This is a genomic window from Arthrobacter sp. UM1 (assembly GCF_020483305.1).
Taxonomy (GTDB): Bacteria; Actinomycetota; Actinomycetes; order Actinomycetales; family Micrococcaceae; genus Falsarthrobacter.
Genome location: NZ_JACWAB010000005.1, coordinates 106,900 through 123,860, shown reverse-complemented (window position 1 = coordinate 123,860; position 16,961 = coordinate 106,900). Strand labels below are relative to the sequence as shown.

Sequence of the window (16,961 nt, the reverse complement as noted above, 5' to 3'; positions counted from 1 at the left end):
CTGTCCGCCGTCGACCGCCCGCCGCTGCTCCGACCTCACCTCCGTAGGATCGGAGCATGCCCGAAGGCGACACCCTCTTCCGCCTCGCCACCGCCCTCCGCCCCCTCGAGGGCGCCACGGTGGCCGGCAGCGACCTGCGCTGGCCCTCCCTCGCCACCGCCCGCCTCGAGGGCGCGCGCCTCGACTCCGTCCGCGCCGAGGGCAAGCGCCTCCTCCTCACCCTCTCCTCGGGCTCCCGCTCGGCCGTGCTCCTCTCCCACCTGCGCATGGAGGGCCGGTGGGAGGTGCTCGACGACGACGCCGGCGCCGCCCGCGCCCTCCGCTCCCACCGGGTGCGGGCCGTGCTCACGCTCGAGCAGGAGGGCCGGCGCCGCCTGCTCGTGGGGACCTCGCTCGGGGAGCTGCGGCTCCTGCCCGCCGCGGAGGCTCCGCGAGCGCTCGCGCACCTCGGCGAGGACCCCCTCAGCACCACTCGGACGTTCGACCCCGCGCGGGCCGCAAACCTGCTCACCGCACCGCTCGGCGGAGCCTCGGACGGCTCGCTCGGGGCGGCGCTGCTGGACCAGCGGCGGATCGCGGGGCTGGGCAACGTGCTGCGGGCCGAGGTCCTCTTCCTCGCCCGGATGAGCCCGTGGACGCCGCTCGAGGTCATCCGGGACAGGCTGGAGGCGGCAGCGGCCGTCGTCGGGCTCTCGAGGGACGTGCTCGTCGCCAACCGCGCCCGGCGGCGGAAGACCACCCCGGAGTCCTGGTCTGAGCGGTATTGGGTGTACGGGAGGGACGGGCGTCCGTGCCTGTACTGCGGGGCGGCGGTGCGGCGGGCCGAGCTGCCGGGGACCGGCGGCGAGCGGGCCGTGTTCTGGTGCCCTCAGTGCCAGCCGGAGGCCCTCCCGGGTCCGCCCCGGGACGCCGGCTGAGGGCCCCAAAGCCCCGCCCGGATCCGAAGCCCAGAGCGCCGCGCACATCTCCGTCCGGCATCTCGGACACACCGCCTTCCGCGTGAGACCGCGGTCACAGGCCCCTCGACACCCCCTCCGCCGATCCGAAGGGAACCTCAACACTCGGACCCATGCGGGACTTTCGCCGAGTGTGACGTAACGTACAGTCTCAGCTCTGACCTTTCCCCTCGTCGCGGCCCCGCGACAGGTCACGCCGATCCACTGACCGCGTTAGGAACCCCATGTCCCACACCGTCTCGCCCCCACAGGACGGCCCCGCCCGCCCGGACGCCCAGCCCGACCTCTTCGAGGCCGAGGACCAGGGCCTCCAGAAGGGCCTCGGCAAGCGCCAGATCCAGATGATCGCCATCGGCTCGGCCATCGGCACGGGCCTCTTCCTCGGCGCGGGCGAAGGGCTGCACAACGCCGGCCCCTCGCTCTTCCTCGTCTACGCGGTGTGCGGGTTCTTCGGGTACCTCATCCTGCGGGCGCTCGGCGAGCTCGTGGTGTACCGGCCGTCGTCGGGCTCCTTCGTCTCCTACACGCGCGAGTTCTTCGGCGAGAAGACCGCCTACGTCTCCGGCTGGCTCTACTGGCTCAACTGGGCCGTGACGGCCATCGCGGACGCCACGGCGCTCGCCATCTACATCAAGTGGTTCGGGCAGTACAGCCACTTCATCGACAGCATTCCGCAGTGGGTCAGCGCACTCATCGTCGTGGTCTCGGTGATGTCCATGAACATCGTCTCGGTGAAGCTGTTCGGCGAGCTCGAGTTCTGGTTCGCCCTCATCAAGGTCGTGGCGCTCGTGGCGTTCCTCATCGTGGGCGTCTGCTTCGTCGTCTTCGGCACGCCCACCGGCAGCCCCACGGGCTTCCACCTCATCACCGACCACGGCGGCCTCTTCCCGAGCGGCGTGGTCCCGGCGCTCATCGTGGTCCAGGGCGTCGTGTTCGCCTACGCGGGCATCGAGCTCGTGGGCACCGCCTCGGGCGAGACCAAGGAGGCCGAGAAGGTCATCCCGAAGGCCATCAACACGGTCATCCTGCGCATCGCGCTCTTCTACGTGGGCTCCATCCTGCTGCTCTGCCTGCTCCTGCCGGCCTCGGCGTACTCCGCGGACGAGTCGCCGTTCGTCACGTTCTTCGGCTCGATCGGCGTGGACGGCATCGCGCCGATCATGCAGCTCGTGGTCATCACTGCGGCGCTCTCCTCCCTCAACGCGGGCCTGTACTCCACGGGCCGCATCGTCCACTCGATGGCCATGGCCGGCTCCGGCCCGAAGTTCTGCCGGAAGCTCACCAAGCACGGCGTCCCGTACGGCGGCATGGCGCTCACCGCGATGGTGGCGTTCCTCGGCGTGGGCCTCAACGCGATCGTTCCCGAGGACGCGTTCAACATCGTCCTCAACATCTCCTCGCTCGGCACCATGGCCGGCTGGGCCGCGATCATGGCCGCGCACATGAAGTTCGTGTCCCTGACCAAGAAGGGCGAGCTCAAGCGGCCCGGCTACCGGGCGCCGCTCGCGCCGTTCACGAACATCCTCACGTTCGCGTTCCTCTTCGGCGTGGTGCTGCTCATGGCCTTCGACTACCCCGTGGGCACCTACACCCTCGGCTCCGCCTTCATCCTCATCCCGATCCTCGTCATCGGCTGGTTCGTGGTGCGCAAGCGCGTGCGGGCCATCGCGGAGGAGAACGCCGCGGCGGGGCGGCGGCTGTAGCACGGGAGGCCGGGGCAGGCGAGACCGGTCTGCCCCGGCCCTCCCCCGGGCCGCTCTCCCGCGCGTTCTCGGGCGACGACGACGGCGGACGCGGGCGTCGTCGCCGCCCGGATCGTGAGACCCGTCCCGAGGGCGAAGTGGAACCATGGCCGTTAGTTCGCTAGGTTCCCTTTTGAAAGCGCAACCTGAATCACGTGTCTTCTTCGGCCGGAGAACCCGGCAGGGGGCGGCGCAGCAGACACAAGGGAGTCGATTTCAGATGGGGTTGAAGTTCGACGTGCAGCCCGGTGCCGCCTTGGGCACCGTCGCCGCCGCTGACAGCCACGGGCAGACCATGCAGGCCCAGGCGCAGGCCGCCGTGAACGCGGCCGATCTCCTGGCCTCGGACGCGCTGCCGCACGCCGGAGGCGTGGCCGCCGCGGTCTCCTCCTTCTCCGAGGAAGTGCTGAAGAAGACCCACACGTCCGTCTCGACGGCACGGCACAACAACGCCGAGGGCACCCGCTCCGCCATCAGCGCGCACCAGGCGGGCGACGCCGAGGCCTCAGGGAACGCGCAGGCGTCCGCAAGCCAGGTCTGCACCCCGGACATGCCGGGAGGTGGCGCGCGATGAGCGTGCACGCAGGCATCAGCGTCGTCGACATCGACGATCCGCAGCCCATCCGGGACCACGCCCAGGACATCCAGAACGCCGCCGGCCAGACGTCTGAGGCCGCCTCGAGCGCGAACTCCAGCTGGCAGGCTCTCAGCGGACAGTATGTGGATCCCGTGGTGGGGCCCACCATCCACTCCGCCTACAACCGTCCGGCGAACGAGGCCTCGGAGCTCTCGAGCGCGGGGACGATGGCGCACAGCGCCCTCTCCACCCTGGCGGACACGTACGAGTCCCTGCGCAAGCGCCGGCAGGCCCTCATCACGGACCTCGACACGCTCGCCTCGGACGAGTCCAAGGGAGACAAGGACTCCAAGGGCAAGAACGAGTCCAAGCGGGCCGAGCTCCAGCAGGAGGCCTCAACCCTCTCCTCGGACAAGCAGAATGCCGACGCGCTGGCGATCGTGGCCCTCGGCGGGATCCCCTCCCCGACGGGAGAGCCCCGCAGCAAGGACGCCTCGGCCGGATACTACGGCGGGATCCAGCAGGACGCTGTGGAAGGGGCGAAGAGTGCAGCGCTCGCCACTCCGGCGGGTGTAGCGGCTCAGAAGACCGGAGAAGCGGTCTCCTCCCTAGCCGGCAAGATGTGGGACAGTCGCTTCGGCTTCAAGCCTCCGTTCGGCAAGGACGGAGTCAACTGGGCTTCCTACGTGATGGGCAAGGGCCTCCAGGGCGCGGGTGCGTTGTCGAAGTACATGACGCAAGTTGCAAAGAATCCTTGGTTGACGGGCAAGCTCCCCGCGACCGAGGGCTTCCTCCGCTTTGCCGCTCAGGGAAAGGTCGACTGGGAGTCGTTCGGGTTCGAGAAGAACCAGGTCAAGGACCTGCAGAAAGCCCTTTCAGAAAAGCAGCTGCCCAAGACCGCTGGGGGCGCGATCGACGTAGAGAAGTTCAAGAAGGCGACCTTCAAGGGTGACTTCCTGCCCAAGTCCGGGTGGAGCACGCTGGGGAAGGCCACAGGGGTGGCCGGGACCGCCGTGACCGTCGGCACTGCCATGTACAACGAGTTCACGGCCAAAGACGGAAAGTCGACAGCAGAGAAGGTCGGCCGGGCCGGCGTCGTCGGCGCCGCAACAGGCGGAGGCGCCTGGGCCGGCGGTGTCGCTGGTGCACAGGTCGGAGCCACCATCGGCGCGTTCGGCGGCCCCGTCGGAGCCGTGGCTGGCGGAGTCATCGGCGGAGCGATCGGCGGTGCCGCAGGATCCGCTGCTGGCGAGTGGGTCGGGAATCAGCTCAAGGACGGTGCCGGCCACGCCACCAAGTGGGCCGGAGACCAGCTCGAGAACCTCGGCAAATGGGAAGTGCAGACGGCCGCCAAGGGCGCCGCATGGGCCACCGAGAAGGCCAACGCCGTCAAGGATGACGTCTCCCAGGCCGCCGACCATGCCATGGACAAAGCGGGCGAGGTCAAGGACACGGTGGCGGACACCGCCGGCAAGGCAAAGGACGCCATCAGCGACAAGGCAGGAGACGCGAAAGATGCCATCGCCAGCGTCTTCTCCTGACGCCCGCACTGGACGCGGCCCGAGGAGGCAGACGCCATGACGTCAGGGCACGACAACAGCACGCCGACGGGATGGCGGTTTCCCTCGGAACTGGGCGGTGAGCTCCCCGTTCCTGAGGACTGGACCGCAGTCGACGTGCCCGGCGGGGAGGTCCGCGCCTTTGCCGGGCCCACGACGCCTCCCCTCCGCTCGAACCTGACGTTCACCGTCTCGAAGCTGGACCGGCCCTTCTCAGCGTGGGTCGAGGAGGCCGAACGCATCCTCGGGAAATCGCTCAACTCCTTCCGCGTCATCGAGAGATGCCCCCAGAGCCTCCGCGGGAGCCGACCGGGGAACGCGTTCCGGCTCACGGCCCACCACATCGCCGAGGACGGTGCAGCCGTGATGATGATCCAGTGGATCACTCAAGCGCCAGAGCGGTGCCTCACAGTCACGCTGAGCCTGTCTCCCGTCCGACTGACCGGACTGCGGGAATACATCGCTGAGCTCGACAGCTTCCACGGATTCGGCAGCGAGGAGGAACAGTGAAACTCACTGACGGAGCCCTGACCCTGACCGATTCAGAGTTCGCCCGTCTCCTCACAGGCTCCGCCTGGCCCGAGGGGCTGACCCGCGACGACGATCTCCGGCCGGCTCTTGCGGCCATCTCGGAGCCTGACGCCATGGGCACGATCAATCTCGCCGTCGGAGACACACTCCTCTCCCACACGTTCTGGGTGCACGGCGCCACGGTCGCCTTCCTCGCGGATCTGGGCACGGTGGCACAGGCCGACGACAGGAACGTCAGACTGAGAAGCATCCGCCTGGATCACCTGCCGATGGTGCTCGCAGACGCCTCCGGCACACTCGATCTCGCCGCCGGCGTCGCACATGCCGGTGAACCGTTCAGCAGCGGACTCGACCAGAGCCTCTTCCACAGCCGCGACGGGATAAGGGACGCACTCCACGCACGGAGTTGGGAACGTGTATGGAGGATCTATTTCTCCTTGGCCGCTGACCCTGACAGCATTGCCACCCTCTCCGGCGTTGTGGCTCTCGAAGACGGCGTCCGCACGGGCTACCTCCTCGAGCAGCCCAGTGACTCCGCATCCGGCGAGAACAGCGTCTTCTGCCCCGCCTCCGGAAGTGCTGTCTTCTTCCGATTCGCGGATCTCGCCGGGCTGTTCGACTCTGTGGGTTCCGCTTAGACTCACAACGCCACCGCGTGGCATTCACCATTTCGCAAACAATAAAGGACCACCGTGACGCAGTCCCCTCAAGAAGCAATGAACCGACACATGACCGAGCTGCAGCAGACCGGTCAGACCGTTTTTCCCACCAACATGACCAGGATGTGGCTTTCGCTGCTCGGCACCCTGGGATTCACCGCCTTGGGCCTGTGGATCCTGTTCAACCCCCATCCCACCATGCGATTCCCTTCCTGGGTCGTAGTCATCTTCGGGGCCGCGGCAGTCCTCTTCTTCGGAGTCATCGGAATCCCGTCGCTTCTCTTTCAGATGGCCCGCCGGAACCGCCTCCTCGTGGACATGGAGCGCGGCCTGTCCTTTGGCAGCGAGAAGATCGGAGCCCAGGCAGAAGCGGATATCGCCTGGGAGGAGGTCAAGCGTGTGCGCTCGTGGGGATACGGGGTCAACTCATTCACCATCGTCAACCTGAAGCCCGAGGCTTACGCGCGAGTGCAGCGCCAGAGCAGCACCTTCAACCGTGTGCTCACGGCCGCAAACTCCAAGATGATCGGAGAAAACGCGTACTACTTCCCGGCCACCCTGAAAGACAACCGCCAGCTTCCCTACGTCCTTGAGGCCGTCTGGACGCAGAAGTTCGGCGAACCCGACTACAGCCAAGGCCCCCTCGCCTGACCCCGAAGACCGACAGACGGTCCAACGAGACGTCCGACCGTGCTTGACCCATCCAAAGGAGCGCTGAGGGAATCGTGAACCCAATGGGCTTTGTCTTCCTCCTCGCGGGAGTCGTCACCGGCGCTCTCGCCCTGGCCATGAGAGGACGCGGCACCCCCGGCAATATCGCGACCTGGGAAGACATCCTCAGCCGCCCGGGGACCCGAGACCAGACCGTCTTCTTCCTCATGCCCGGACTCGCGGCGACGCTTTTCTTCTCCGGGCTGCTGCTCCTGACCACCGGGGGAAACGTCAATGTGTTCGTGACAGGCATCGTGTTCCTGTGCCTGCTCGTCTCCGGTTTCATCACGTTGGTGTGGGGATGTTTCGGGCTCCCCTACCCTCTGGCCCTGACCCCCTCCTGGTTCCGCCCTCTCAAGAAACAGCAGATCCGGCGCGAAGAGCGCCGCCGCCAAGAGCGGAAAGACAAAAAACGAGCCGCAAAGGCGGGCATGCCCTGGAGGCCCGACCAGGCAAGTTCCGCCACGTCCTCGCCGGCCGCAGCGATTCCTGATTCGCCACCGGCCGCACAGGCGGGCGTCTCCGGCTCTCCTCACGCTCATTCAGACCCATCACACACCGCGGAGTCATCCATGATCTGGAACTCGTTGCACGAAGACATCCGCCAGCGCATCGAGACGCTCGGCGGCTCCGGAGTGCTCGTCATGCAAGAGCGGGACGAGCTCCTTCCTCCTCCTGTCATCCCGGAGAAGAAGCGCTGGAGCTTCTCCAAACCGGAGCCGATCTACCAGCCTTCACGTCTGGTCCAGACCTGCATGCAGTTCGACGTGTTCTTCAGGACAGACCGTGTCAAGGAGGCCAGCGCCGACGTCGTCGTCGACGCAGCCGCCGTCAAAGCCGGCCGGGTCCCTCCTGGAACCCACGAGAAACTGCTCCAGCTCGGCTACGACGCCCCCGACCCGGACGGCGGCGACATCCTCGAGGCCAGCTACAGCCTCGTCCTTGACTTTCCCACGCCAGAACAGATCGCGACTCTGTTCATCGAATCGTTCAAGGTCCTGGGCCTGAAGCCGGACGATGTCTTCGTCAAAGCCCACGGCTGAAAGCAGTCTTTGACCCCTGCCCAACTCCCCCAACCGCACCTCGGCAGAAGGGCATCTCATGGCAAGTTCGACCTCTCTCATCGCGCTGGGCGTCGGTGTAGTTCTCGGGATTCTTGCATGGGTGGCCAGAAAAACCCGAGGGGCTGCCCAAATCGCCATTTGGGAGGAAACTCTGAGTTACGGCGGAACTAAGGATAGGAGCTTCTTCTTCCTCATCCCTGGCCTGTCCGGAATATTCATATTCTGCGGACTCAGCATCCTCGCGTATGATCTGGGCTGGGGGCTGTTTATTTTGCCATTTTTCATGGCTATGGTTGCCTTCGCGGTTTCGACATTCATTTGGGGAGTATTCCATTTTCCCTATCCCCTGGCCCTCACACCGGCCTGGTTCCAACCCATCAAGGCCAAGCAGATCCGGAAAGATAAGCGAAAGCGCGAGGAGTGGAAGGCTCGGAAGCGCCGCGCGAAGGAGCTTCACCGAGACCAGCGGAACTCATGATCCTGGCCATCACGTTTGTCGTCATCGGGGGACTGCTGGTGACCATCGGCGTCGGGGTCAGGACTGGCGACGCCTCTGCCGCACGCGACTGGCGCCGGAGAATCCCAGCGGACTCCTCCCGCGACCACCTGCTCTTCTTCGGCATCCCCGGCGTAGGCGGCGCTCTGCTCTTCATGGGTCTGGCGCTGCTTCTCCAATCGGCGAACCTGACGCTGCCGGCCGCGCTCTGCCTGCTGTGCAGCGCCGTGTCCTTCGCCGTCTGGCTCTTCTGGGGTCTCATCTCCCTGCCCTATCCCCTCTTCCTCGTGCCTGCTTGGTTCCGACCCATCAAGCAAGAACAACGCCAGCGCCGCCGAGAACGGCGCAAGGTGCGTAAGGAGCAAAGACAGAATGGCTGACCAGAGAGTCAACAACGAGACCGAACTCTACGACGCCATCGTCGCTCTTCTCAACACTCCGCAGTGGAACGGAATCGCGGTGGCGGCGGTCAAAGAGCGAGAAGACCGACTGCCGCTCCGCCGACCCGAGAAGCCCCTTCTCGGCGGCCTGTTCCGGCGCAAGGCGCTCTACGCCGAAGGACGCTACATCGCGATCTTCTCCTGGCCCGACGAAACCCAGATCGAGGTCTTCTACAGCCCCCTTCAGGACGAGCGGATCCCGACAGGGACCATCGAAGCGCTCAAAGCCCTCGGATTCGTCGACCCTGTCGACCCCGACAAGCCGCTGCCCGACACCGGCCACTACTGCATGGTCCTGCACAACACCACGCCGGAGGAGATCGCAGCGATGACGGTCAAGGCCGCCCGTGCCCAAGGCCTGCGCCCCACCGACGTCGTCGTGAACGCCGGCGAAGAGGAGTGAGGGGCACCCCCTACCGCCGCTCCAGGTGCTCCTGCCCCACAGCCCTGAGCCGGGCGTGGACGCCGTCCCAGACCGCGTCGGGGCCGCCGAGCAGCGCCGTCGGCATCTTCGCCACCATCGTGTAGTTCGGGTCCACCACGTTCCCCGTAGGCGCCAGCCCGGCCTGGCTGACGAGCTGCAGCGCGTCGAGGCTGTCCAGCCCGGTCAGGGACGCCACCCAGCCCACCATGTCCCGCTGCGAGACGCGGTACGCGTCCTCGAGCGGCTTCGCGGACCCGGTGGACATGATGAACTCGTCGCTCTGCAGCCGCGGCCACGCGGTCTGCTCACCCTTGAGGACGTCGACGACGACGGTCGTGCTCATCGCCGCCTCCACCGCCGTGCCGCAGACCTCCCCCTCGCCCTGCCGGCAGTGGCCGTCGCCGATGGCGAGCATCGCTCCCGGCTCGTGCACGGGCAGGTAGACGGTGGTCCCGGCCCGCAGCTCCGGGGTGTCCATGTTGCCGCCGTGCGCGGAGGGCGTGACGGACATGGTCCGCTCCCCCGCGGCCGGGGCCACGCCCACGGTGCCGTGGAACGGGTCGAGCGGCAGCTCCACGCTGAACTCGCTGTTCCGGGCCTGGAACCGGCAGACGCCCCTCTCGACATCCACCTCGTACACCCACACGCGCTCCTCGAGGGGCTCGTGCAGCATCGCCGTCGTCCCCGTTCCCGTGAGGGCGCCGAAGTGCGGGAACGTGGAGGAGACGGCCCAGTCCCGCCGCGGGCGGATCTCCGCGAAGTGGACCGCGAGGGTGTCGCCGGGCTCCGCACCCTCCACGAAGATCGGGCCCGTGACGGGGTTGAGGCCCGCCAGGTCGCAGACGCTCGAGGGAAGGTCCTCCGCCGAGCGGACGCGGCCGCCGAAGCAGTCCTCCGTGGTCAGCTCGACGACGGACCCCGCGGGCACGCGCAGCCGCGGCTCGTTCCCGCCGAACGAGGTGACGAGGTTCTCGGGGACGGCGTCGAGGGTGAAGACGTCAGCCATCAGGCGTCCTCCATTCCAGCCAGGGACGGCTCTCGGTTGCGGATCTTGAAGACGATGAGGACCAGGACTCCGACGCCCAGCCAGCCGAGCGCGAGCACCTGCGCTGCGATCTTCGCATTGATGACCACGAAGAGCAGGATGCCGAACCCGATGAGCGGGAACACGAGGTGCCGCAGCCAGTCGCGGCTCTTCTGACGCCGGATGAAGTGGTTGATGACGGCGAGGTGCAGCACGAGGAACGCCGACAGCGCGCCGAAGTTGACGAGCGTGCCGAGGAGCGTGATGCCGTCGTCGCGCGCCGCCATGACGAGCCCCACCACGAGCGAGATGCCGGCGACGACGAAGGTCGCGTTGACCGGCACGCCGTGCTTCGGGCTGACCGTGGCGAGGAAGCGGGGCAGCTGGCGGTCCCTCGCCATCGCGTAGAGCAGCCGGGAGGTGGCCGCCTGGGCCACGAGCGAGTTCGCGAAGCCCCACGCCACGGCGGTGGAGAGGGCGGTGAGGACGGCGAGCCAGCCTCCGCCGGCCACGCGGGCCGCCTCGTAGAAGGACGTGCCGTCCGGGTCGCCCTCGGCGAGGATCTTCGCGGCGTCCGGCACGAGCATGCTCGCCACCCAGGTCTGCACCATGAAGAGCACGCCCGCGAGGACCAGAGCGCCGATCATCGCGCGGCCGATGTTCTTGGAGCCGCCCTGGTTTTCCTCGGCGAGCATCGAGATGCCGTCGAACCCGAGGAAGGAGAGGACCGCCATCGAGACCGCGCCGAGCACGAGCGGCAGGGTGAACGTGTGCGGGTTGAAGAAGGCCGAGAAGCTGAAGCCGTTGCCCTTGCCCTGCGCCAGGGCCACGACGCCGAGGACGAGGAACACCGCGAGGACCACGAGCTCGGCGATGAGCATGATCTTGTTGACCTTCGCCGTCATCTCCATGCCGGTGTAGTTGACCACCGTGTTGAGGACGATGAACCCGATGAGCCACGCCCACACCGGGACCGCCGGCAGGATCGAGGCCATGGCCACGCTCGCCACGAGGTAGAGGAGCGAGGGCACCAGGACGTAGTCGAGCAGGATGACCCAGCCGGAGAGGAAGCCCACCCAGGGGCGGAACCCCCGGCCCGCGTACGTGTAGACGGAGCCGGCCATGGGGAAGGCCTGGGACATCTGCGCGTACGAGTTTGCGGTGAACATCATGGCGGCCATGCCGATCCCGTAGGTGAGCGCCACCATGCCGCCGGAGGTCTGGTAGACGCTGCCGAAGATGCCGAACGGCGCGATCGGCACCATGAAGATGAGCCCGTAGACGAGCAGGTCGGTGAAGCTCAGCGTGCGCTTGAGCTCCTGGGTGTAGCCGAACTCCTCGAGCCGGTGCTCGGGAGCGGTGCGATCAGGCGCAGCGGGGGTCTGCTCTGCCATGGCGGTCCTTGCCTTCTCAGGGTGCTCCCTCCTGGAACACTTCCATGTGGAAAGAGTATGTGAGGCAAGACACACTGGCAAGAAGGCGGGGTCAGGCCGCCGGGATGTCGGCAGGGGTCGCCCGCGGGGCGGCCGGGCAGGCGCCGGAAGGGGCGGAGGGAGCGGACGCCCTCAGGAGCGGCCGAGCGGGCGCAGCAGCACGCCGTCCGCACACGCGAGCACGCCCGGGCGCACCAGGGCTCCCGCCTCCTCCGGATGCAGGCCCGCCCACGGCCGGGAGGGGTCCAGCCGGCCCTCGGACGCGCTCTCGGCGAAGAGCATGAGGCCGTCGAAGCAGCTGCGGGCATACGAGGCGAGCGGCGGCCGCACCTCGCCCCACCGATGGGCATACCGGTCCGAGACCTCGTCCTCGGGATCCCCGGCGTACCAGTCCATCGCGGAGAAGAGCGTGCCCGTGCGGTCCCCCTCGATCTCCAGGAGACCAGTCTCCTCGAGGCCGCCCGAGAGGCGCAGGACGCGCCCCAGCATCGGGGAGGCCGCGAACGCCCGGTTGAAGAGGGCCAGGTCGCGCCCCACCATCGTGAGGAGCACGGCGTCCGGCCGCCAGGACTCCACGCGCCGGACCGCCTCCGCCGGGCGGGAGCGGCCGAGCGGCTCGAGCCGCTCCCCCACGACCTCGCCGCCCGCCTCGCGGATGACCCGCCGCACCGCGCGGTGGACTGACCGCGGCCACACGTAGTCGCTGCCCACGAGCGCCCAGCGCCGCGCCCCCGCTCGGCTGAGCTGCCGGATCGGCTCCGCCAGCTGCCGCATCGGGCCCGGGCCCACGCGCACCACGCCGGGGCGCCGCTCTCCGCCCTCGTGAGGCGCGGTGAAGAAATAGGGGATGCGGCCGGCCGTCACGCGCTCGAGCTCGCGGTGCACGTCGCTCGTGTGGAATCCGACGACGGCGTCCACCAGTCCCCCGTCCACGAGGGGCGCGAGAGCCGCGGCGCTGCCCGCAGGACCCGCTCCCGCGTCCACGGGGACGAGGCGCATGTCACGGTCCCGGATGCCGCCGTCGTCGTTCACCGTCTCCGCGGCGAGGACCGCGGCCGCCATGGCCGCGGGACGGGCCATGCCGAGGGGACCGGCGCCCGGGAGGGCGAGCGCCACCCTGACCTGGCGGGGGCCCCGACCCCGCACCAGGACCTCCAGGGGGTCCATGAGCACCTCGGCCGCTGTCATCGCATCGAGTATCGTCGTGGTGTGACCCGAGAGCAAGCGGATGCCGTCGACGAGTTTCTGACCACCGCCCGCCGAGCCGCCCGCGACATCGCTGGCGCGCTGGAGTCGGAGGCGGGGCTGACCGTCGACCAGTGGCGCATCCTGCGCCGAGTGAGCGAGCAGCGCGCCGTGCCCATGAAGGAGCTCGGCGCGGCGGTCTGCCTGGCGAACGCCACGCTCTCCCGCCTCGTGGACGGGCTCGTGGACCGGGGGCTCCTCTTCCGCACGCTTCCCGACGACGACCGCCGGCGCATCCTCGTGGCCCGCTCTCTCGAGGGCTCGGCGCTGTGCGCGCGGGCCAACGCGATCGTCAACGGCGTCCGGCTCAGCTGCACGCGCTCCGCCGAGAAGAAGGCGGACGCGAAAGAGGCAGCCGCGCAGGAGCCGGCCGCGCAGAAGGCGCCGGCGCAGCGGGCGCCTGAGCGGCAGCCGAGCAGGCGATAGCGCCGCAGAGGAGAACGGCCCCTCAGAGCCGTTCCGCGAGCGCCAGGATGATCCCCTCCGGGCCGCGGACGTAGGCCATGCGCCAGGCGCCCTGCCACTCGCCGATCCCGCCGACCAGCCCGTAGCCCCGGCTCGCGTACTCCTCGACGAGGCCGGGCAGGCCCTCCACCTCGAAGCAGAGGTTCCGCAGACCCGCGAGAGTGGGGCGGGGAGCCTCGGGGCCGGGCTCGTGCGCGGGCGTCTCGAACGCCGAGAGCTCCAGCGTGGTCTCCGCGCCGGGGAGCCGCAGGACGCGGATCTCGCTCCGCGAGCCTGCGAGGCCTGTGACCGTGTCCACGAACTCGCCCTCCATGTGCGCGGAGCCCTCGGTCTCGAAGCCGATCACCCCGAAGAACGCCTCTGCCCGGTTCATGTCCGCGACCGTGATGCCCACGTGGTCGAATCTGCGCGCCTGTGCCATGCCGCCAGCCTATGCGGGGACGCGCGAGTCGTCGCCCGGCCGCGCGCCGCGCCTCTCCGCGCCCCAGTAGGCTCGAAGGGCCCGCCTGCCCCGAAGCCCCGAGGAGACCCCGCCGGCATGTCCCCGCGTCCCGCCGAGATCGTCCGCGCCTGGACCGCTCAGCACGGCAGCCCGCCCCGTTTCCCGCGCTTCGAGAAGACTCCGCCCGAGCTCGCCCCGGCTCTCACGGAGTTCGCGGCGCCCATGCTCCCCGGCGAGTGGGGAGGCAAGACCGATCCGCTCCTCTTGCCCCGCCTCGCGGTCGAGCCCGCGACGGCGCCCGGCGACCGCGCCGGGATCGCCTTCCGGTCTCGGCTCCGGCTCAATCCCTCCGTGAAGGAGGGCCACGAGCGGGCCTTCGAGGGCCTGTCCCGATCCCTCGAGCAGACGTGGGTGGCGGACGCCGCCGTGATCTCCGTCGACGCGATGGCCAGGCGGGGAACGCGCGCGGCCGGGGTGGGCCACCTCGCGGCCAGCCGGCGGGACTACGCGGAGAACCGCCTCGCGCGCTTCGTCTGCGGCTTTGACGTGGCGGCCTGGAACCTCATCGACGACCTCTCAGCCCTGCCCGCCACGACCTTCGCCAGCGGGGACGTGGACTGGCTCGTCTCCCGGTACGCCGACGGCCAGGACATGACGGCCGCCGAGGTCGTCGAGGGCATCGACTGGGCCGAGCCCGGAGACGAGGGCGCCAATCGGCTCGCGCGGGCCGCGTCCTGGATCGCCCGCGACCCGGACCGCTTCCAGAGCCCGCTCGAGGGCGTCTACGCGGAGCGCCGGCTCACCGTGGACCTCGAGAGCGAGTCCCGCCTCGAGGCCGCATTCCGCTTCCAGCGGGCGAGGCCTGAAGACCGGCTCGTGGTGGGCGTGCAGGAGCTGGCCGAGCTGACGGCCGCGCATCAGCGCCGGATGGACGAGCACCTCCGCTCCACGCCGGACCCCGACACGTTCAACACGACCGTCTTCCAGGAGCTGCTGAGGAACATGCTGACCATCGGCTTCTTCTTCGCCGAGGACTCGTGGGGGCTGGGCCCCCAGGACCGCCGGGGCATGTGACCGCGGGCCACGGACGTGCGGGAGCCGCCCCGGAAACATCGCCACCCCGGAAACGCAGAAGGCCCCGGCCACATCCGTGACCGGGGCCTGTGCTCGGGATCCGTTCCGGATCCGAGCCGCGGTGCGCGAAGGGGGACTTGAACCCCCACGCCCTTGCGGGCACTGGCACCTGAAGCCAGCGCGTCTACCAATTCCGCCATTCGCGCGTGAAGACCTGCGGGCACTGCCCACAGACAACTCGACAAGTTTAGCCCAGGCTCGCACAGAACAGAAATCGTGCCCGGGCTCGGCTGCTCGACTCGCGTTCCCCCTCTCCCGGCACACCCGATCTCTTCACTCCCGCCACGCCCCTCTCGCCGTCGCCCCGTCTCTCTGCACCCCTTCCCGAGCGCCCCGCCGTGCCGGGGATCAGAGGGCGACGACGGCCCGCCGCCGGCCTGTGGACATTGTGCGCTCGCACAGAAAACTGTCCACGCAATCCAGCGCTGGAACAGGCGGCGCCCAGAACGCTTCAGTAGTATCGGGTCTACGCGGCCTCGGTGCGCCGCATGCACAGCGTGCCCGGGACACGTCCGGGGGCGCCGCCCGAGATGCGATGGAAAGGGGGTCCCATGGGACTGCTCGACAACCTCGAGCGCCGGATCGAGCGGGCCGTCCGCAAGCCGTTCAGCGGCCGCGGGGGGAATCTGCAGCCGGTCGAGCTCGCGAGCGCTCTGCGCAACGCCACAGACCGCGCCATCGTCTCTCGGAAAGACCGCAGCATCGCGCCGAATGACGCCACGTTCCGCTTCGGCTCCGGCGCCTATGAGAAGGCCAAGGAGTGGGGAACCCAGCTCGCGGAAGAGCTGTGCGATGTCCTCATCCGCCACGCCCGGAACCAGGGCTACACGCTGCCCGCGGACGTCGAGGTGAAGTTCGTCCGGGACCCCGAGCTCGGGGAGAACGAGTTCGAGGTGGACACGGACTTCACGGACAACGAGGGCAATCCGCTCCCCTACGGCGAGCACCGCCACCGGGAGGCCAGGGACCACCGGCCGGAGGAGGACTCTCCCCGGGACCCCGCAGACGCAGAGGACCTCGCCTCGGAGCCGCCCGCCGCTCCGGATCACGCCCCGTCCAACGCCGAGCCCGGCGCCCTCTCCGGCGCATCCGCCGAGACGCCGGCCGCGGACCGCTCCTCGGCCCGGGACGGCTTCGAGGAGGGCTACGCGGACACCCGCCTCTCGGCCGCGGCCCCGGCCTATGACGAGCCGCAGGAGCCCGAGTACCAGGGCATCCTCACCGTCGCGGGCCAGCGGTATGCCATCGAGGGCGAGTCGGTCGTCATCGGCCGCTCCTCCTCGGCGGACATCTCGGTGGAGGACGACGGCGTCTCGCGCCGCCACATCGAGATCATCGCGGAGGACGGCCGCTACTGGGTCCGTGATCTGGGCTCCACCAACGGAACCCACCTCAACGGCTTCCCGCTGGAGCGCGAGGAGGAGCTGACGGACGGCTCCGTCCTCAGCCTGGCCGGGACGCGCGTCTCGTTCCGCCTCCAGGAGCGGCCCCCGCGGAGCACGCATCAGCGCGGCGCCCGGTTCGAGCCGGACTATCCGGACCAGGACAGGCGGGGGGCGCGCACGTGAGCGAGCTGACCGTCACCGCCATCCGCTTCGGCTTCCTCATCCTCCTCTGGGTGATGGTGGCCCTCATCATCGGCGCCCTGCGCCGGGACCTCGGCGTCAACGGCCCCCGCAGGGCGGGCTCCGCGGCGCCCCAGGCCGCGCGCGGGAGCTCGTCCCGCGCCTCCGCCGCTCCGGCCACCCCTCCGGCTCCCGCCCGGGTGCGGCCGACCAAGCTCGTGGTGACCGAGGGCCCGCAGGCCGGCACCGTCGTCGAGCTCGCGGACTCGCCCGTCCTCCTGGGCCGGGCGCAGGAGTCCACGCTCGTGCTGGCGGACGACTACGCCTCGGGGCGCCACGCCCGCCTCTTCCCGCAGGGCAGCCGCTGGTTCATCGAGGACCTCGGCTCCACCAACGGCACGTTCGTGGGCTCCGAGCCGCTCGTGCGCGCCATCCCCGTGGAGCCCGGCACGCCGCTGCGCATCGGCAAGACCGTCTTCGAGCTGAGGAACTAG

Annotated in this window: 19 protein-coding genes and 1 tRNA gene; 15 read left to right on the top strand and 5 right to left on the bottom strand. The window is 69.2% G+C overall.

Going from position 1 to position 16,961, the window contains the following annotated elements:
* Positions 1 to 56 precede the first annotated feature (56 nt).
* The 11 genes from H9I38_RS07905 to H9I38_RS07855 all read left to right on the top strand — a co-directional run bounded on the left by H9I38_RS07905 (position 57) and on the right by H9I38_RS07855 (position 9,138).
* Positions 57 to 917: a DNA-formamidopyrimidine glycosylase family protein gene (locus H9I38_RS07905; protein ID WP_226338240.1), complete on the top strand. Its 861-nt coding sequence runs from the start codon at positions 57 to 59 to the stop codon at positions 915 to 917.
* Positions 918 to 1,180: 263 nt separating this feature from the next.
* A complete protein-coding gene (locus tag H9I38_RS07900; protein WP_226338239.1) occupies positions 1,181 to 2,659 on the top strand; it encodes an amino acid permease in 1,479 nt (492 codons plus the stop codon).
* Between the two features lie 259 nt (positions 2,660 to 2,918).
* On the top strand, positions 2,919 to 3,272 hold the full coding sequence (locus H9I38_RS07895; protein WP_226338238.1) for a DUF6507 family protein: 354 nt from the start codon (positions 2,919 to 2,921) through the stop codon (positions 3,270 to 3,272).
* Positions 3,269 to 4,816: a hypothetical protein gene (locus tag H9I38_RS07890; RefSeq protein ID WP_226338237.1), complete on the top strand. Its 1,548-nt coding sequence runs from the start codon at positions 3,269 to 3,271 to the stop codon at positions 4,814 to 4,816. Before H9I38_RS07895 ends, H9I38_RS07890 begins: the two co-directional genes overlap by 4 nt.
* 36 nt (positions 4,817 to 4,852) lie before the next feature.
* On the top strand, positions 4,853 to 5,344 hold the full coding sequence (locus H9I38_RS07885) for a hypothetical protein (RefSeq protein ID WP_226338236.1): 492 nt from the start codon (positions 4,853 to 4,855) through the stop codon (positions 5,342 to 5,344).
* Positions 5,341 to 6,003, top strand: a complete 663-nt coding sequence (locus H9I38_RS07880) for a hypothetical protein (protein WP_226338235.1) — start codon at positions 5,341 to 5,343, stop codon at positions 6,001 to 6,003. The genes H9I38_RS07885 and H9I38_RS07880 overlap by 4 nt, the downstream gene beginning before the upstream one ends.
* A 90-nt stretch (positions 6,004 to 6,093) precedes the next feature.
* Positions 6,094 to 6,675, top strand: coding sequence for an STM3941 family protein (locus H9I38_RS07875; protein WP_226338234.1), 582 nt, complete (start codon positions 6,094 to 6,096; stop codon positions 6,673 to 6,675).
* Between the two features lie 83 nt (positions 6,676 to 6,758).
* A complete protein-coding gene (locus tag H9I38_RS07870) occupies positions 6,759 to 7,778 on the top strand; it encodes a hypothetical protein (RefSeq protein WP_226338233.1) in 1,020 nt (339 codons plus the stop codon).
* Positions 7,779 to 7,836: 58 nt separating this feature from the next.
* Positions 7,837 to 8,277, top strand: a complete 441-nt coding sequence (locus tag H9I38_RS07865) for a hypothetical protein (RefSeq protein WP_226338232.1) — start codon at positions 7,837 to 7,839, stop codon at positions 8,275 to 8,277.
* Positions 8,274 to 8,675, top strand: a complete 402-nt coding sequence (locus H9I38_RS07860; RefSeq protein WP_226338231.1) for a hypothetical protein — start codon at positions 8,274 to 8,276, stop codon at positions 8,673 to 8,675. The genes H9I38_RS07865 and H9I38_RS07860 overlap by 4 nt, the downstream gene beginning before the upstream one ends.
* The gene (locus tag H9I38_RS07855; RefSeq protein WP_226338230.1) at positions 8,668 to 9,138 is read left to right on the top strand and encodes a hypothetical protein; all 471 of its coding nucleotides are present in this window, start codon (positions 8,668 to 8,670) and stop codon (positions 9,136 to 9,138) included. Before H9I38_RS07860 ends, H9I38_RS07855 begins: the two co-directional genes overlap by 8 nt.
* A gap of 10 nt (positions 9,139 to 9,148) precedes the next feature.
* Here H9I38_RS07855 and H9I38_RS07850 read toward each other — a convergent pair whose 3' ends face one another.
* The 3 genes from H9I38_RS07850 to H9I38_RS07840 form a co-directional block, all read right to left on the bottom strand.
* The gene (locus H9I38_RS07850) at positions 9,149 to 10,165 is read right to left on the bottom strand and encodes an acetamidase/formamidase family protein (protein WP_226338229.1); all 1,017 of its coding nucleotides are present in this window, start codon (positions 10,163 to 10,165) and stop codon (positions 9,149 to 9,151) included.
* Positions 10,165 to 11,577 carry an APC family permease gene (locus H9I38_RS07845; RefSeq protein ID WP_226338228.1) on the bottom strand — a complete coding sequence of 471 codons (1,413 nt, stop codon included), beginning with the start codon at positions 11,575 to 11,577 and terminating at the stop codon, positions 10,165 to 10,167. The genes H9I38_RS07850 and H9I38_RS07845 overlap by 1 nt, the downstream gene beginning before the upstream one ends.
* 171 nt (positions 11,578 to 11,748) lie before the next feature.
* Positions 11,749 to 12,804 carry an ABC transporter substrate-binding protein gene (locus tag H9I38_RS07840; protein ID WP_226338227.1) on the bottom strand — a complete coding sequence of 352 codons (1,056 nt, stop codon included), beginning with the start codon at positions 12,802 to 12,804 and terminating at the stop codon, positions 11,749 to 11,751.
* Positions 12,805 to 12,825: 21 nt separating this feature from the next.
* On the opposite strand from H9I38_RS07840, the gene H9I38_RS07835 reads away from it, so the two are divergent.
* On the top strand, positions 12,826 to 13,287 hold the full coding sequence (locus H9I38_RS07835) for a MarR family winged helix-turn-helix transcriptional regulator (protein WP_226338226.1): 462 nt from the start codon (positions 12,826 to 12,828) through the stop codon (positions 13,285 to 13,287).
* 22 nt (positions 13,288 to 13,309) lie between these two features.
* On the opposite strand, the gene H9I38_RS07830 is transcribed toward H9I38_RS07835, so the two are convergent.
* Positions 13,310 to 13,747 carry a VOC family protein gene (locus H9I38_RS07830; protein WP_226338225.1) on the bottom strand — a complete coding sequence of 146 codons (438 nt, stop codon included), beginning with the start codon at positions 13,745 to 13,747 and terminating at the stop codon, positions 13,310 to 13,312.
* 117 nt (positions 13,748 to 13,864) lie between these two features.
* On the opposite strand from H9I38_RS07830, the gene H9I38_RS07825 reads away from it, so the two are divergent.
* Positions 13,865 to 14,842 carry a hypothetical protein gene (locus H9I38_RS07825; protein ID WP_226338224.1) on the top strand — a complete coding sequence of 326 codons (978 nt, stop codon included), beginning with the start codon at positions 13,865 to 13,867 and terminating at the stop codon, positions 14,840 to 14,842.
* Between the two features lie 122 nt (positions 14,843 to 14,964).
* Here the strand turns inward: H9I38_RS07825 and H9I38_RS07820 are convergent.
* Positions 14,965 to 15,048, bottom strand: a tRNA-Leu gene (locus H9I38_RS07820).
* A gap of 405 nt (positions 15,049 to 15,453) precedes the next feature.
* Here H9I38_RS07820 and H9I38_RS07815 point away from each other — a divergent pair.
* Together H9I38_RS07815 and H9I38_RS07810 are read left to right on the top strand one after the other, a co-directional pair.
* Positions 15,454 to 16,470: an FhaA domain-containing protein gene (locus tag H9I38_RS07815; RefSeq protein WP_226338223.1), complete on the top strand. Its 1,017-nt coding sequence runs from the start codon at positions 15,454 to 15,456 to the stop codon at positions 16,468 to 16,470.
* Positions 16,467 to 16,961 carry an FHA domain-containing protein gene (locus tag H9I38_RS07810; protein WP_226338222.1) on the top strand — a complete coding sequence of 165 codons (495 nt, stop codon included), beginning with the start codon at positions 16,467 to 16,469 and terminating at the stop codon, positions 16,959 to 16,961. Before H9I38_RS07815 ends, H9I38_RS07810 begins: the two co-directional genes overlap by 4 nt.